Source organism: Ochrobactrum teleogrylli (assembly GCF_037482325.1).
In the GTDB taxonomy this organism is placed as follows: Bacteria; Pseudomonadota; Alphaproteobacteria; order Rhizobiales; family Rhizobiaceae; genus Brucella; species Brucella teleogrylli.
Genome location: NZ_JBBHKQ010000001.1, coordinates 819,046 through 835,591 on the forward strand (window position 1 = coordinate 819,046; position 16,546 = coordinate 835,591).

Genomic DNA, 16,546 nt, shown 5'->3' on the forward strand with positions numbered 1-16,546 from the left:
GGTTCCAGATGGAAATTGATATGTTTGCCAGCCGTTTCCCGTCCTTCGAGACACCGCATGCGGCGGCTCCTCAGGATGAGGGAAACGGCTCACTACGACGGCGACGTGTTGATTTTGCTCATATCGAGTTCGATACGCAGAATATCGCCCGGTTTGATTTCCGTCCGCTCGTTGCCGACGATGTCCTGAAACGAGCCATTGACGTTGCGGCTGATCGTGAAGATCAGCTTCTTGCGCATATCGGATGATGAGATATTGCCGGAAGACTTGGCGATTTCCGCCATGGTCTGGATTTGCGCGCCGCTGCGCCGCTCCATCCGCGCCAGATTGAGATCGACCTCCTGCAAGCTGGTTGCCGCATCGCTGCGCCGGACCTCTTCCAGATTGGCGATACGCTGCTGCACGGCGAGCTGGTTTTGCCGCGCCCGCGCCAGAAATGACGCCAGCTCCAGCGCATCGCGGCGGGTCGCCGACAGGTCACGTTCCTGATCACGCAGGTTCGATTTGGCGGCAAGGCCGCGATCGACCAACGACCGGCTGGAATCTACATTTTCCTGCAACAGCTGGATTTCGGAATCATGCAGCTTGATGCTTTCCTGCAATGTGCGGATTTCATCGCCATAACTTGCGACCTGCGCTTCCAGCGCCTGCCGCTCGGCTTTCATATTGGTGCGGCGCACGTCGAACAGCGTGCGTTCGCCTTCCAGCATATGCTGGACCATCACCTGATCGTCTTTCGATACGTTGGATTGCTGCGATGGCGTGTAGTCGAACTCGCCCCCCTGCAATTCGGCAGCAAGGCGCGCACGGCGGATTGTCTGGGCGGCAATCTGCAATTGCAGATCGGAATATTCCTGCTGCGCAGCGATCAGCTGCATCCCTGCGGTCATGGCGGGCGCTTCGCCCTTGCCCGCGCCACCGCCGAGCGCCATCAGTTCCAGCGCGACCATACCCGGCCTGTACTCATATTTGCCGGGCGACTTGATATCGCCGACAACAAAGACCGGCGCATATTGATTGATCGTCGCTGTCACCGTCAGACCCGGAATATGCTGCGACAGGGATGCGGCGATCCTCTCACTGATTTCAATCGTCGTCAGTCCGCGCACGGAAACGTTGCCGACAACCGGGTAACCGATATTGCCATCCACATCGACGGGATAGAGCCCGGTGAGGGAAGGTTGGCCATAAACCGTGACTTGCAGCACGTCATTCGCTCCGACGCGGTAAATCTGCCCCTCGGCCAGCGCCAGATTGCCCGCGCCGAACAACAGCGCGGCGGAAAACACCGATGCCTGCAAATGACGGGCGAAGCGGTGCCTATCTATGATCTTTGGCATGGCTCCCCCTCCTATACCTGTCTCTGGGTCTGGTCCGGCGCGGAACGACCGCGCTTGAATAGCGCCGACAGCAGGGCGCGGCCTGTCGCCAACGTGTCGGCCATCCTTCCTGTGTAGATCGCCGGGGCCTGACTGACGACGGCAAGCGCGGGCTTGCGGCCAAAAGAGGCCAGCGTCTGCACCAGCGCATTGGTTGCACCGGAATCGCGCCGGTCATCGCTGACCACAAGAAGTGCTGTATCCGTGGCGCGGGACATCAGAACCGACCGCTTGTCTTCCTTGAAGGGCGGCAAATCCACCAGGATGATCTTGTGATCGGCGCGCAGCTGCGCAATGAGCCCGCCCAGCCAGTCGCCTTCCGGGGCTGGTCGATGCGGCCTGATGATATCGATGCCCGAGCCATGATCGTGAATCAGTGCCGCACCACTCAGCTTTTTGGCTGTAGCGGGTGGCTGCAAATCACCAACAGGCAGACCGAAAGCCGCACAAAGGCCGGACTGGCCATTGGTCGCATCAATCACCGCTATCGAAACACCGCTCGCGGCAAATTGCTGTGCCAGCGCCGTGATTACCAGACTTTTGCCGTCGGTATCGGACAGGGAAATGACGGATAGAGCGAGTGAATCGCGTCCTCGCGTCAACGCCCGCAGACGATCGTGCACGGACTTGATGGCGCGCCCGAAAGCGCTGGCCGGGTCCAGCCCGCCATTGATCAGCAAAGGTACGGTCAGGCGCGGCGTTTTAGGCAGCAAGGTTGCCGCCGGAATTCCCGGCAAAGCGAGCGATGAAGTCTGCGCCGGTCTGATCCGATCGAAGGTCTCCTTCAGCATCGCACCCGCAACGGCAAAAAGCCCGCCCAAGCCGATGCCGAGCAGCAGCCAGTTGATCAGTTTCGGGCTTGCCTTGGCCATCGCCGGTTCGGCGCTGGAAATAAGCTGCGCTTCTGCCGAGGCGATACCGTCCTGCTCGATCAGCTGCTTGTACCGCGTCAGATAACTTTCATAGACAACGCGGCTGGCATTGGCTTCGCGGTCGAGCTGCGCCGCCGTTACCTGCGCCTGATTGGCGCTGGCAAGGTCCGCTTCAGCGGCTTTCAGCGCCTCTTCGAGACTTGACCGCCTTTGCCGGGCGATCTGGATTTCATTGCCAAGGCTCTGCACGATCTGATCGACCTGCCCGACAATCTGTTGTCGCAGCGCATCCCGCTCTGCCGTCAAAACCGGAATCTCGGCGCTTTTCAAAGCACCGTTCGATTGCAGCTCGCCCAGCTGGCGTTCAACACGCGCCTCTTCATTACGCAATTGCTGGATGGCCGGCGAGGCCAGAACTTCAGCCAAGGCCGGTGCATCGCTGCTGCCTTTCAGAGCTTGCGCAGTCTGCAACCGGGCTTCTGCAGACGACACAGCCCCGGTTGCCGCGACAATCTCCGTATTCAGGGCCGCAACGCGCTGCGCCTGAAAGGTCATCTGCCCCTGATCGCCTGCCAGACCGGATTTCTGCCGGAAATCTTCCGCCGCCCGTTCGGCGGTTTCAAGATCGTTGCGCAATGTGACCAGCTTTTCGCCAAGCCACTCGCTGACGCGCTTGGCCGCCGATTGCTGCACATCCACCTGATGATCGAGATAGGCGGTCGCGAATGCATTGGCGACCTTGGCCGCATAGATAGGATCGGATGCACGATAGGAAATGAAGATCGTATAGGAACGACCGTCATTGGTAACCTGCAACCGCGACAGCAGAAGATCGATCTGCTGCCGCTCCTGCGTCGCCGGATCGCTATCCTGCGTGGCCGCTGGCGGCACCGTGAAGCCGTCCGCCTTCAGGATATCGATGACCTTGCGCGCCATCATCCGCGAATTGATGATATCAAGCTCGGAGCGCAAAACCGGGCTATCTTGCGGCAGCGGCGTGATGGCGCTTTCGCTTGGAAGCGCCTGCAGACGGCGCATGTCCAGCACAACCACGGCCTCCGAAACATAAGAGACCGGGGCATTCATATAGCCAAGGAAACCGGCCCCTATGCCCACGAGAATGGGCACGGTCAGCATCAGTCTTCTGCGCTTGACAGTATCCAGAAGGTCGGCAACCGGCTGCCGCGCGCTTCCTGATGAAACGTCGGAGATAATCACAACAATGCTCCTTCACGGGAGGATCAGCTTGGATTGGACGGCTATTGCAGGTCGGAAAATGAAGTTTCCGAAGGGAAAAGCTCATTAATGATGCAGGCTACTTCCGTGCGGTTGGTGACCTTGAGCTTCTTCATGATATTCCGGATATGCACTTTCACCGTGCTTTCGCGCAGCTTCAGCTCATAGGCGATGATCTTGTTGGCCTTGCCGCGACGCAACGCATTGACGACTTCGGCCTGCCGCTGCGTGAACATGCCGCCGAGGGGCTGAATACGCTGCGCGCCCGTGTCGGTTGCATGGCGCAGCGCCAGAACACTGCTTGCCGGGACGAAAGTGCCGCCCGCCATGGCGAGGCGCAGCGCTTCGATACAGACATTGAGATTGACCGAGGTGGGGATATAGCCCTTCACGCCATGCTCCAGCGCGCGGACGACTTGCGATATTTCTTCCTTGTCGGCAAGGATGATCACCGGCGCAGGCGCGCATTCGGAAACGAGTGATTTCAGATAATTGCCGACCGCCGGATCGGATACTTTCTGCCCGCCCACATTGAAGAGAACAGCGGCAGCGGTCCGGCTGCGACGCTGATGTTGCCATTGCTCGAAGGAACTGAAGGTTGCAATGGCCATATCGGCGCAATTATTGGTCAGTCCATGCGCCAGACATTCGCGATCCAAGGCGCGGCTGTCTATGATGACGATCAGGGACTGTTCCCTTTCCTTGGTAAAGTCACGCTGATCAGCAACGCGGCCCCCATACACATTGCGAGAGTTGAGGCTCTCGTCCTTATCCTTGAACTGTGCAGAAATATTCATTTTAACGCCCTCTGAATCTTTTAAGAACGCAACCCTCTTCCATGTTTAATCGCAATTAAACACAAGGATTACATCGTGTTCTATTTTATGATTGTATTCAGTCGCCCTAAGATCTTGTATATTTCTTATTTTTCTAAATTATTGCCGAACTCCCCCGGGCTGTCATTAACCTAGATTAACGGGCGAATAGAAATATGGTTTAGGGTGTATCCGTTATTCTACCCAATTAGTGGTAGAAAATGCCCTCTTGCAAAATCATTGCCCCTCACGGAAGCTTGGTCATCGAATATGACGCTTTTCGTGCAGGACGAGCCGGGCAATCATCCTGATATCCAAACCACGCACCGGGTAACGCCGATGGGGCTGAATAACGAAGACAACACGCTGCTCAATCTTCTCAAGAACCCACCCATCGATGCGACCTTCGAGGCGAATGACCTGAATGTTCTGCGATCGATGCCGGTTTCGACCAGGCACTATGCGCCACATACGATCATATCCAGACAGGGTGACTGGACGAATTCGGTGCTCATCATCAACAGCGGATGGTGCTGCATCTATCGCGACCTGCCGAATGGCGACAGGCAGATCCTCGACTTTCCGATGAAGGGCGACCTTTTGGGGTTCCGCACGGGATTGGGCTTCAACTATTACACGCTGTTTTCAATCACTGACATTTCGGTGCTGGAAATCAACCTCGATACGCTGGTTGAAAACATGCTGAAATCGGCGCGTCTGGCCATGGCTTTCATGGAGATGACGGCGCGCCAGCGCACCATCCTGCTGGAACATCTGATCAGTCTGGGACGACGCGCATCAGTTTCGCGCGTTGCACATCTTCTGCTTGAACTGGGCTATCGCGCGCGGGCCAATGGCACCGGCGACGAGAACGGCTTCTATTGCCCCATCACCCAGAGCGAACTGGCCGATGCGCTCGGCCTGACGCCGATCCACACCAACCGGATGCTCCGCGAACTGCGGGAGGACAATCTCTTGACCTTCCGGAACAATGAGGTGAAATTCCTCAACCGGACGGCGCTCATGCAGATTTGCAGCTTCGATGAAAGCTATCTCGCGGCCAATATTTTTGCGAGCATCCACAAATCCAACCGTTGAAGCTTTACTAGCCCTCACGGCATCCGCTCCGTTAGTCAGCATTATCGGCTTTGTTTATCAAATCTTATCCGTATAGAGGCCAATACTGCGCCTGAGCAATCAGACGAGGAAAAACGTATGGGCGGCGCGGCAAGCGAAGAACTCATTCACGTGCTCTATATCACGGCCATTGTCGCCGAAGCCATGACAGCAGCGCTGGCCGCCGGGCGTCGGGAAATGGACTGGATTGGCGTGTTCCTGCTTGGCTGTGTAACCGCCCTTGGCGGCGGGTCGGTACGCGATGTTCTGCTTGATCATCATCCGCTGTCATGGGTGCAGCATCCGAGCTATCTGGTGATCACCGGTTTTGCTGCTTTGGCCACCATCCTCATCGCGCGCCATATGCATCGCCTGCGGCAGATGTTCCTTTTCCTCGACGCTATCGGCCTGGTGGTGTTCACGGTGATTGGCTGCGGCGTGGCGCTTGGCATGAATATGCCGATCATCGTCGTGATTGCAGCAGGCATGATTACCGGCTGCGTCGGCGGCGTGTTGCGGGATGTGCTGTGCAACGATGTGCCACTGCTGTTCCGCTCGGAGCTCTACGCCACCGTGTCAGTCGTCACCGGCGGCATTTTTCTCGGCGGCCTATATCTGAATGTGCCGCACGGTCCCGCCGCCTTCGTGGCGATGGCGGCCGGGCTTGTTCTGCGACTTCTGGCGCTGCGCTTCAACTGGAGCATGCCCAAATTCGTCTATACAAAGGACCTGCACTGACTGGAGTTGGGTCTATCGTTGCTTTTTCTGGCGGCGTGAGCGCAGCCAGAAAATGGCGAAGAAACCCAGCACAAATACAATCGCGAATATTGCGGCGGCCACATGCGAGCGCGCGCCCAGTGCCAGCATGATGCTCGGCACAAAATAAGCGAGTACCCCGAAACCAATCAGGATGACGGCGGCGGCGATGGCCGGATGGCTTTTCTGCGGTTCAGCCAAGATTTCGGAACTCCTCAAATCTCTTTATCTGCTGGCCGTCACTATCAAAGTTTTCCGGTGCAAGCCATGCCTGATAGGCTTTCTTGAGCGCAGGCCATTCACTGTCGAGGATCGAATACCAGGCCGTGTCGCGGTTCTTGCCCTTGGCCACCATATGCTGGCGGAAAATCCCCTCGAAGGTGAAGCCGAAACGCTCCGCTGCGCGCTTGGACGGCGCATTGTCGTTGTTGCACTTCCATTCATAACGACGATAGCCAAGCTCATCGAAGATATATTGCATGAACAGAAACTGCGCCTCCGTTGCCGCGGGCTTGCGCGAAATCAGCGGCCCCCAATAGATATTGCCGATCTCGATCACGCCATGCACAGGATCAATGCGCATCAGGGTCTGGCGACCGGCCACCTTGCCACTGGCCTTGTCGATGACGGCGAAGAACAACGGGTCCTCGCTTTTTGACACCTTGTCCAGCCAAGGCTCGAATTCCGCGCGGGTTGCGGGTGGAAATTCGAACAACCAGGTGAAACGCTGGTCGGCGTCAGTCACCGACGACGCTGCAAAAAGCTCGTCGCCATGCTTTTGCGGTTCGAGCGGTTCAAGGCGCACATAGCGCCCTTCCAGCACTTTGCGTTCAGGTTTCGGGCGTGGCGTCCAGTTCTGCAAATCAGTCATGTTGTTCTCCCAGTCAGCCGACAGGAGCATAAAAGCGGTGCCACGCAAACCAGATTATTGTAGCCGTTTCATTTTTACCGAATGGCAGCCCGGTCCACCGAGACAGCCTTCACCAAGGCAACCACCCGTTCGCCTGCCCGCAAGCCAAGATCGTCCACCGAGCGGCGCGTCAGACGCGCCTCCAGATGCCGCCCGTGAAAGTCGAGGGAGACCTGCGCGTTCGGCCCCTCGCCTGCTTCGATGCCCGTAATGATGACCGGCAGCACATTGCGAATGCTGATTGCGTCTGGCGCCTGACGCGCCAGAGAAACGTCCCGCGCCCGCACGCGCAGTCGCACATGCATGCCGTGCTTTAGACCCGCATCCGTCAACTGGAACAACGCGCCACCAAGGTCGATTTCCGCCAGCTTGTAACTCTGGTCATAAGAGGCGACCGTGCCTTCCAGCAGCACGCCTGCTCCATCGCCTTCATCGATCAGCGGAAATATTTCTGCCGCCTCGCCGCTCGCCGTCACCTTGCCGCCGGAAAGAAGCACGATCTCATCGGCAAGCCGCGCCACTTCGTCTATTTCGTGACTGACATAGACAACCGGCACACGGCTTTCGTCACGCAACCGCTCGATAAAGGGCAATATCTCCTGTCGGCGCGCATGATCCAGCGAGGAAAGCGGCTCGTCCAGCAGCAGTAGTGCCGGATCTGACAACAGCGCCCGGCCAATAGCGACACGCTGGCGCTCGCCGCCCGATAACGTCGTTGGGCGACGGTCGAGAAGCTGTTCGATGCCGAGAAGCGTTACCACCTCATCGAAGTTGCGCGTGGCCTGCCGGTGTCCCGCCCAGCGCGCATAGGTCAGGTTGCGCTTGACGCTCATATGCGGAAACAGGCGGGCTTCCTGAAAGACATAGCCGATGCGCCGCTTCTCCGGTGGCAGATCAATGCCTTTATCGGCGTCGAACAGCGCAAAATCGCCAACCGCGATGCGACCGCTTTCCGGGCGCAACGTTCCGGCAATCATCTTCAAAAGCGTGGTTTTGCCCGCCCCCGAATGGCCGAACAAAGCAGTGACGCCACCACCCGCTGCAAAATCGGCTTCAACGGCGAATTTGCCATTGCGGCCCTTGATGGAAACAAAGAGCCCACTCATTTGGCATCTCCGGCAAGCCTGCGCTGCAACCATTCGGACAGCGCGACGGCTATGATGGAAATCGCAGCCGATATGGCAATCAGTCGGAAGGCTTCAGCGTCGCCCGATGGCGTCTGCATCAAAGCATAAATCGCAAGCGAGAGGGTTTGCGTCTCGCCGGGAATATTGGAAACAAAGGTGATGGTCGCGCCGAATTCACCCAGCGCCTTGGCAAAACCAAGCACGGCACCCGCCAGAACGCCCGGCAAAAGCGGCGGCAGGATCACGGTGAAAAAGGCCACAAGCCTGCTGGCGCCCAATGTCCGCGCCGCTTCTTCAAGCCCACGATCCAGCCCTTCAATCGACAGGCGGATCGGACGGACGAGCAGCGGAAACGCCATGACACCGGCGGCAAGAGCAGCACCGGTCCACCGAAAGGAAAAGCACAGGCCGAACCATTCCTGCATGGGTGCGCCGAACGCCCCTCTTGCACCGAACAGGATCAACAGCAGATAGCCTGTGACCACCGGCGGCAGAACCAGCGGCATGGTCACAAGCGCCTGCGCCAGAGATTTGCCCGGAAAATCGAACCGTGCAAGAATCCATGCGACAAGGAACGCGACTGGCAAAGCGACGAGGATGGCAATTCCGGCAACCCGGAGTGACAGCAGCACAATCGGCCAGACGCCAACTTCCATCATCACTTGCCCGCCTCCGCAGCGCCGACAAAGCCCTTGTCCTTGATGATCGCCTGACCGGCATCGCTTTCAAGGAAAGCAAGGAAGGCCTTGGCGGCATCGTTTTCATTCTTTTCAATGAGAGCCGCCGGATAGAGGATCGGCGCGTGACTGGTTGCCGGGAACCGGTAGGCTTCCACCAGATCCGGCGCTGCAGCGCGGTCGGAAGCATAGACAATGGCCGCCTTAACTTCGCCACGGCTGACATACTGCAGTGCCACGCGCACATTCTCCGCGAAGACGCCATTCTTCTCGACATCTTTCCAGATATCGAGCTTTTCCAGCGCAGCCTTGCCGTATTTACCGGCAGGCACGTTGGACGGATCGCCCATGGAGAAACGGCCAGCGCTCAACAGTTCCTTGGCATCGGCCTTCGCCGTATCCTTCTGCGTGGCGATAACCAGCGCATTGCCCGCGATTACCTTGCGCGACGCCTTGTCGATGGCATTGGCCTTCTCGACATAGTCCATCCAGTCGAGATCGGCGGAAATGAAAATCTGCGCCGGCGCGCCCTGTTCGATCTGCTTGGCCAGCACTGACGAAGACGCGAAGGAAGCGACCACTTCCGTGCCGTCCTTGGCCTTGATCTGCTTGGCGGCTTCTTCGATCACATCCTTCATGCTCGCGGCGGCAAAGACCGTTACCGTTTCGGCGGCATGCGCGACCGAAGCGGTGCCAGCGGCAATTGTGATAAGAAATGCGGCGATAAGTTTTTTCATGACTACCCTCCATATTGCCCGTTTGAACGGACAAACACCATCATCCGCCGGAATGAACCGGCGCGCTTTTTTGCGATGATGGGTGTGATGGAGGCAAACGCGACCCGGATGCCGTCAGACCCTTGATGCACGGGCGTCCATGCAAAAGCCGCCCAAAATTCCGTAACGAATTCAGTTCGTTCCGAAATCGGCGTCACCATAATGCGGTGCAACTTGTTTGGCTAGTGGCTAAAGAAGGCTCAACTGCCGATATGCTTGTGTTGTCCACGCGCTTTGGCGAGACCGATCTGCTTTTGACGCTCGGCATAACGGGCGCGATCTTCCGGCGTGCGCTCATCATAGCAACCGGCGCAGGAAATACCTTCCTCGAAGAACTTCGACAGCTTGTCCTCTGGCGTGATCGGACGACGGCAGGCGCGGCAAAGCTCCACGTCGCTTTCGGTCAGGCCATGGCCAACGGCTACGCGCTCGTCGAACACGAAGCACTCGCCGTTCCACATGCTCTCTTCCTGCGGGACTTCTTCCAGATATTTGAGAATGCCGCCCTTCAGATGGAAGACATCGTCAAAGCCGAGGCCTTTCACAAAGGCGGTCGCCTTTTCGCAGCGAATACCGCCGGTGCAGAACATGGCAATCTTCTTGCCTTCCAGCTTATCGCGGTTCTGTTCTACCCAGTTCGGAAATTCACGAAAAGTCTTGGTCTGCGGATCGAGAGCGCCCTCGAACGTACCGATCGCATATTCATAGTCGTTGCGCGTATCGACAACGACCGTATTTTCGTCGGCAATCAGGGCGTTCCAGTCTTGCGGGGCAATATAGGTGCCGACGCTTTTCAGCGGATCGATACCATCGACGCCCATCGTGACGATTTCCCGCTTCAGCCGCACCTTCATGCGATTGAACGGCATTGCGCTTGCATGGGAATATTTTAGTTCCGGCTGGCTGAGTCCCGGAATGGCGGTGATATGCTGCACAAGCTTTTCAATCGCCTCGGCTGTGCCAGCCACAGTTCCGTTGATCCCTTCGGCGGCCAGAAGCAGCGTTCCCTTGATGCCGTTTCCACAGCAAAGCTGGGCCAGCGGCTCGCGCAGGCTTTCATATTGCGGCAGCGGCGCAAAGCAATAAAGGGCGGCGACGGTGAAAGGCAAATTGCTCATCGTTTGTGTCTTCTTTGAAAATCTACCCCGCAACTAATCCCCGGACACCGATAATTCAAGACAACTTTATCCTCACGGCCCCGGATGCGGCGAAAATCGCCACGAACACCACCGTCCAAGAGGAGAAATGCATGTTCGACAAACAGACCATCGATGCGATGACCGTCATGGCAAAACAGGCCGAGATCAATCCGGCGGCCTTGCTGGCAGTTGCGGAAGTGGAAAGCGGCGGTCGCGCGCTTTACGATGTGGATGGACAAAAGGAACCGGCAATCCGTTTCGAAGGGCATTATTTCGACCGCAGGCTTTCCGGGCGTATCCGCGACTATGCCCGCAAGAACGGCCTGTCCGCGCCGGAAGCTGGCAAGATCGCCAATCCGAAATCGCAAGGCGGCCGTTGGCTTTTGCTGGAACGCGCCATGGGTCTCGACAAGAAAGCCGCGCTGGAATCCACCTCCTGGGGTTTGGGTCAGGTCATGGGCGCGCATTGGGAATGGCTCGATTTTGCTTCGGTCGATGCGCTGGTGGCGGAAGCGCGCGGGTCGGTCGCCGGTCAGGTGCGGCTAATGCTGCGCTTCATCGAAAAGGCGGGGCTGGTGGAAGTCATGCGCGCCTGCGACTGGCGCAACTTCGCCAGACGCTATAATGGCCCCGCTTTCGCCCGCAACAATTACGACACGCGCATGGCCGCCGCCTATCAGCGCTGGCTAAAACAGCTTGGTACTTTCAAGTCTGCGGCCTGAAAACAACCTTGTCCCGGCTGTGGACAAGTGGGCCTCTTATATTTAAATCGATTTATCACATTGCGTGCATGTCCATTTTTGCGGAATCGTTGCACGTTCCGCAGAATATGCCGAAATACTCCAACAGCCGAGCGAGCCGATGCCCCAGAAAACCGATCTTCTCGTCCCCGTCATGAAAGGCCAGCCGGTTATTCCGGTGCTGCTGATCGACAAGGTAGAACACGCCGTGCCGCTGGCGCGCGCACTGGCCAAAGGCGGGCTTCCTGCCATCGAGATTACCTTGCGCACGGCAGCGGCGCTGGAAGCCATTCGCACTGTGGCTGATGAAGTGCCTGAAGCCATCGTCGGCGCCGGTACGATCCTCAACGCAAAGCAATATGAACAGGCGGCAAAGGCCGGTTCGCGCTTCATCGTCAGCCCCGGCGCGACGAGACAGATTGTCGACGCGGCCAATGACAGCGACGTGCCGCTGCTGCCCGCCGCCATCACGCCCAGCGAAATGCTGACGCTGCGCGAAGAAGGCTACACGCATCTGAAATTCTTCCCGGCGGAACAGGCCGGTGGCGCATCTTTCCTGAAGGCGCTTTCGTCTCCTCTGGCTGGCACATTCTTCTGCCCAACGGGCGGCATCAGCCTCGCCAATGCAAAAACCTATCTCTCGCTGCCAAACGTCATTTGCGTCGGCGGATCGTGGGTTGCCCCGAAGGAACTCGTGGAAGCGGGCGATTGGGACGCCATCACCACGCTTGCACGTGATGCAGCCAGCCTGAAAGGCTGAGGTTCCTAGAGCATTTCCAGCAAAAGTGCGTAGCGCCTACGCAGGGAAATCAGTCCACTGGACTGATTTCTGATCCTGCTTCGATGTGTCGGATAATGCGTCAAAACAAATAGATAGAGCGGTTCCACGATTCCGTTTTAACCGGAACCGCTCTAAAACCGACCATAAAAAAGGGGCCTCCGTGGCCCCTTTTTCTTTGATGCCTTTGCGGCAATCAGTTCGTTGCGGTGAATTTTGCGACCGTCAGGAAGGTCACAGCATTGCCGCTGAACTTGTTTGCGCGTTCGCTGGGCAGATCGCCTTGTTGGAAGCCAGCCGTATAGACCATTGCTGGGGCACTGCGCAGCGCATCGTTACGCAGAACCGGATTGGTGACCGGAGCCTTCTGCGCCATGGATTCCGACGACATTGCCATTTCTGCATTATGCACGGCTGCCGGCTGAACCACGGCCCGCGGCTTTGCCGAAGACGCTTTGGCAACACGACGAGCGCCCTTGGCCGTGGTGCGAACACCCGTATCAACCGCCTTGCCAACTGAGGCAGGCTGCTTGGCGCGGGCTGCCGGTTGAACCGGTGCCGCGACAGGCGCCAAAGAAGCCGTCTGAACCGGAGCTGGTTTCATCTCCACTTTGGCGACCGGTTCGGAGTCGTAATCGTCGCTCGGCGGGGCGATCAGCTCACCGATTTCGTCCTTTTTGGACAGCATTGCGAGCTGGGTGTTGGGCTCGGCGCGCGGTGCCTGCTGCGGCAGGGGCAAAGCACCAGCTTCACCCGGATTCGTTGGCGAAGAACCCGCACCGGCCACAGCCACGGCATCATTGTCGTGATTATTGACCAGCGCTGCAATTGCATCCTGACCGGTGGCGACAGGGTGCTCACCCGGACGTTCCGGACGCTGCGACGGGACAACCGCTGCAATAAGCTGCGCCTGCGCATCGTCGCCTTCAAGCTGCGGACGGGCCGACGGGATCGGCACGAAGCCGGTCATGAGCGGCGAAGCATCCGCCACCTGGGCCGCCGCATCAGGATCGGCGGCGGCAAGCGCCACGGCATCCTGCGGCGCCATTTCAGGCTTGCGCGCCGGGATCGGCACATTCATGGCGACGACAGCGGCACCTTGCTCGGCAACAGTGCCGGTCTGCGCCTGCGATTCGAGTGTTTGAGCGTTCAAACCAGTCTCAGGACGCGGAGCCTGCATCGGAACCGGCGCTTCACGCGCTGGCAATGCGGCAATCATCGTTTCGCGCGGCTGAGCCGGAGCTTCTTCCACCGGCGCTGCGGCTGGAGCCTGCTTGGCCGGAGCCGTGGCGCGCGCCGGACGCGCAGTCGCTGGCGCCGCGACATCGCCATTATCTTCTTCTTCATCCGCACCACCGCCGAAGAGCGCGCCAAACAGCGTCTTGCTCTTGCGCGTGGATGACGAATTGCTGGCCACCATGACCTCGCCGCCGCCACCGGCCTTGCGCTTCTCGATCATGGCCAGCGCCTGCTCATAGCCCGGCAATGGCTTGCCATCAGCCGGAAGGTGGGCCGTCTTGCCATCCGGGAACAGTGCCAGAAGCTCGCGACGGCTCATGCGCGGCCAGGAGCGGACATTGCCGACATCCATGTGCACGAATGGCGAGCCCGAGCGCGGATAATAACCGACGCCGCCGATCTGGTAGCGCATGCCGATGCCGCGCAACTTGGCCAGATTGACGCCCGGAATGTAATAATCCATCGCGCGACCCAGCATATGCTGGCTCTTCTTGGCGACGCCGCGCGTGCTGGAACGCAGCATCGCGTTGGTCGCAGGCGAGCGATAGGCCGACACCACATTGATATATTCGCGCGAGCCGGTGGACTGATAGACCTGCCAGACCAGATCGAACAGGCGCGGGTCCATCTTGGTCGGCTCATTGCGGCGCCAGTCGCGCAGGAAAACGTTGAGGCGCTTCAGCCCTTCGGGCACATAGCGGCCATTCTTCTTGAAGACGATTTCCGCCTTCTCGCCGGTATGGACGTAATAAAGTTTGAGGGCGCGGGTTTCAGCCGAAGCCTGCGTGGGAGAAGCCACAAAGGCGATTGCCGCCGCAACAAGGGAAAACGAGAGAGACAGACGCGTCGTCGCACCGATCCGGGTTTTATTCCAGACATTCGCGAAACGCGCTTTCATGGTCGATATGCTGTTCATCGAATCGTATCGCCTTACCGTTTTGTCCGCCCCCAGAGGCTACAAGTCTGAAACTCGCGGCAACTGTCAGTCACGACAGTTGCAATTGGTCTCGCCCGCAGCTCTCTTTCCAAGTGACCTTTTCTGAGCGCCGCACGAAATCCGCTTCGTTCCGCCATAGATCCAATTGTCGGATTTAATGGTTAATGGACGCTTAGTGAACAACAAATGCGGAAACACCATGGCAAAAAAGACACAGGAGCGCATCTATTTTCGCTATGGTAAAAAAACTATTAACAGTCTTTAATTGGCAACAGCCTATCCATCCGCCAAAAAGCGAATATTAGAAACTATTGAAATTCAAATATTTAGGCTGATTTCACTATCCTGCGGAGCGTCGGAAAGGGGTACTGTCACCATCCTGACCGTCATCGAATCCCCTGCCGGATATGGAGGTCACATCAATGCCATATTCCTTGAGCTTCCGATAAAGCGTGGTCCTTCCGATGCCCAAACGACGCGCGACCTCACTGATTTGCCCGTCGTAATGTGCCAGCGCGAAGCGGATCATCTCTTCTTCGGCGGCGGCAAGGGTCCGCACTTCGCCATCGGCATTTGTGCCGCTGATGACACCGGGCGCGACCCTGCCGGATGCGATACCGGCATGAGTCGCCACCCTCGCGCCTGTCTGGGGCGCACCCGTCCAGCCGTCAACATTGCTCATCAGTTCGGCAAAATCCGCCATGGTCAGCTCGGAGGTCTCGCACAGCAAAACGGCGCGGAAAACCGCATTCTTCAACTCGCGCACATTGCCCGGCCAATCATAGACCCGCAACCGTTCCAGCACATGCGGCGCAATGCCGGTGATATGGCCGCGCCGCTCCTCGCTGGCAAAACGCATCGTGAAATGGTGCAGCAGGACCGGAATATCTTCCGAACGGTTGCGCAAGGCGGGAACCGGCAACATGAAAGACCCCAGCAACTGGCCAAGGCCCGGATGGAACCGCCCCGTATGCACCAGATCGCTCAACGGCTGCGTCGTGGAAGCCATGACGCGCGCATTGAACGGGTATTGAACGCCCGCCGCCTCGAACTGCCCCGTTTGCATGGCCGAATAGAGCCGCATCTGGGCATGACGCGGCAGGAACCCGACCTCATCCAGATAAAGCGTGCCGCCATCGGCACTCGCCAGCTTGCCGAAAACCCCCTCCGGCCCCGTGATCGCGGAACCGCCCATGCGTGGCTTTTCCGGCGCGCCGAACAGGATCTGGTCCACATTGTCCGTTGTCAGTGTGCGGCAATCGACGGTGATGAAAGTTTCGCGCCATCTCGCGCCAGCGCTGCAAATGGCGCGGGCCAGCGTTTCCTTGCCGCTGCCTGGTTCCCCATCGAGAAGAAGCGGCGCATCCAATGCGGCAGCGCGTCGTGCGGCGACCATCGCCCGCTCCATATCGGGGCTTCTGGCAATGATGTCGGAAAGCGGAAAATGTGTTCTGAGCGAACGGTTGCGCCGCACCTCGTGGGCGAGCGCATCAAGTTTCAGCGCATTTGAAATCGAAAGCTGGACGCGCTCAGGAACCACCGGCGTGGTCACGAAATCCACTGCACCAAGCTTCACCGCCTGCAAGGCCCTGTTCAGGTCTTCGCCCTGAACCAGCACGATCACCGGTATGGTCACGCCCACATCGCGCATTTTGGCGAGAACGCTGAGACCATCCATGTCCGGCATGGCCATGTCGAGCAGGATCAGCGCAATATCCTTGCGCTGCGTCGCGAAACCAAGCGCGCCATTGCCCCCGTCAGCCAGGATCGTGCGATACCCCATGCGCTGGACCATCGCTTCAATATTGCGTCGGTGAATCGGATCATCATCCGCTATGAGAATGCGCGTGCCCATTAAAGCTTTAATCAACCTGTGGAGTTCCCGCGCCCGGACACATTAAACTGTTAAAAAATCAACAAAAGTTTACTGCTCCAGGCGCGCTATTTGGAGCCAAACCGCCAACAATTGCAAGACCTTAAAACAGTATCTGACGCTAGTTTCACAAAATTTTCGTCTAAAAAACACTCAATGCTTGAAGCGCCCAAAAA

General features: G+C 58.2%; 15 protein-coding genes. 4 read left to right on the forward strand and 11 right to left on the reverse strand.

Annotated features, from left to right (window positions below; all coding sequences use genetic code 11):
- Positions 1-92: 92 nt before the first annotated feature.
- Genes WIX40_RS03855 through WIX40_RS03865 form a run of 3 tightly spaced genes read right to left on the reverse strand, consistent with a single transcriptional unit; the run spans position 93 to position 4,284 of the window.
- Positions 93-1,340: a polysaccharide biosynthesis/export family protein gene (locus WIX40_RS03855; RefSeq protein WP_339438593.1), complete on the reverse strand. Its 1,248-nt coding sequence runs from the start codon at positions 1,338-1,340 to the stop codon at positions 93-95.
- Between the two features lie 11 nt (positions 1,341-1,351).
- On the reverse strand, positions 1,352-3,469 hold the full coding sequence (locus WIX40_RS03860) for a GumC family protein (protein ID WP_339438595.1): 2,118 nt from the start codon (positions 3,467-3,469) through the stop codon (positions 1,352-1,354).
- Between the two features lie 41 nt (positions 3,470-3,510).
- Complete coding sequence (locus WIX40_RS03865; protein WP_109367703.1) at positions 3,511-4,284, reverse strand: response regulator transcription factor; 774 nt, start codon at positions 4,282-4,284, stop codon at positions 3,511-3,513.
- A gap of 357 nt (positions 4,285-4,641) precedes the next feature.
- Here WIX40_RS03865 and WIX40_RS03870 point away from each other — a divergent pair, with 357 nt between their 5' ends.
- Positions 4,642-5,400 (forward strand): Crp/Fnr family transcriptional regulator, encoded by a 759-nt coding sequence (locus WIX40_RS03870; RefSeq protein WP_109368019.1) that lies wholly within the window; start codon positions 4,642-4,644, stop codon positions 5,398-5,400.
- Between the two features lie 117 nt (positions 5,401-5,517).
- On the forward strand, positions 5,518-6,156 hold the full coding sequence (locus WIX40_RS03875; RefSeq protein WP_171318664.1) for a trimeric intracellular cation channel family protein: 639 nt from the start codon (positions 5,518-5,520) through the stop codon (positions 6,154-6,156).
- Positions 6,157-6,168: 12 nt separating this feature from the next.
- On the opposite strand, the gene WIX40_RS03880 is transcribed toward WIX40_RS03875, so the two are convergent.
- The 6 genes from WIX40_RS03880 to trhO form a co-directional block, all read right to left on the reverse strand.
- Positions 6,169-6,375, reverse strand: coding sequence for a hypothetical protein (locus WIX40_RS03880; protein WP_109367705.1), 207 nt, complete (start codon positions 6,373-6,375; stop codon positions 6,169-6,171).
- The gene (locus WIX40_RS03885; RefSeq protein WP_339438600.1) at positions 6,368-7,045 is read right to left on the reverse strand and encodes a GNAT family N-acetyltransferase; all 678 of its coding nucleotides are present in this window, start codon (positions 7,043-7,045) and stop codon (positions 6,368-6,370) included. Before WIX40_RS03885 ends, WIX40_RS03880 begins: the two co-directional genes overlap by 8 nt.
- A gap of 74 nt (positions 7,046-7,119) precedes the next feature.
- Positions 7,120-8,190, reverse strand: a complete 1,071-nt coding sequence (gene modC / locus WIX40_RS03890) for a molybdenum ABC transporter ATP-binding protein (RefSeq protein ID WP_339438602.1) — start codon at positions 8,188-8,190, stop codon at positions 7,120-7,122.
- Positions 8,187-8,870, reverse strand: coding sequence for a molybdate ABC transporter permease subunit (gene modB / locus WIX40_RS03895; protein WP_371834117.1), 684 nt, complete (start codon positions 8,868-8,870; stop codon positions 8,187-8,189). Before modB ends, modC begins: the two co-directional genes overlap by 4 nt.
- On the reverse strand, positions 8,870-9,625 hold the full coding sequence (gene modA / locus WIX40_RS03900) for a molybdate ABC transporter substrate-binding protein (protein WP_339438606.1): 756 nt from the start codon (positions 9,623-9,625) through the stop codon (positions 8,870-8,872). The genes modB and modA overlap by 1 nt, the downstream gene beginning before the upstream one ends.
- 239 nt (positions 9,626-9,864) lie before the next feature.
- Positions 9,865-10,782, reverse strand: a complete 918-nt coding sequence (gene trhO / locus WIX40_RS03905; RefSeq protein ID WP_121538738.1) for an oxygen-dependent tRNA uridine(34) hydroxylase TrhO — start codon at positions 10,780-10,782, stop codon at positions 9,865-9,867.
- 131 nt (positions 10,783-10,913) lie between these two features.
- Between trhO and WIX40_RS03910 the strand changes: the two genes are divergently transcribed.
- Together WIX40_RS03910 and WIX40_RS03915 are read left to right on the forward strand one after the other, a co-directional pair.
- Entirely contained in the window at positions 10,914-11,525 is a 612-nt protein-coding gene (locus WIX40_RS03910; protein ID WP_339438610.1) for an N-acetylmuramidase family protein, read from the forward strand.
- Between the two features lie 139 nt (positions 11,526-11,664).
- Entirely contained in the window at positions 11,665-12,303 is a 639-nt protein-coding gene (locus WIX40_RS03915; RefSeq protein ID WP_109367712.1) for a 2-dehydro-3-deoxy-phosphogluconate aldolase, read from the forward strand.
- Between the two features lie 214 nt (positions 12,304-12,517).
- Here the strand turns inward: WIX40_RS03915 and WIX40_RS03920 are convergent, their stop codons facing one another.
- Complete coding sequence (locus tag WIX40_RS03920) at positions 12,518-14,458, reverse strand: peptidoglycan L,D-endopeptidase MepK (protein ID WP_371830833.1); 1,941 nt, start codon at positions 14,456-14,458, stop codon at positions 12,518-12,520.
- A gap of 379 nt (positions 14,459-14,837) precedes the next feature.
- On the reverse strand, positions 14,838-16,352 hold the full coding sequence (locus tag WIX40_RS03925) for a sigma-54-dependent transcriptional regulator (protein WP_171318677.1): 1,515 nt from the start codon (positions 16,350-16,352) through the stop codon (positions 14,838-14,840).
- Between the last annotated feature and the right edge of the window lie 194 nt (positions 16,353-16,546).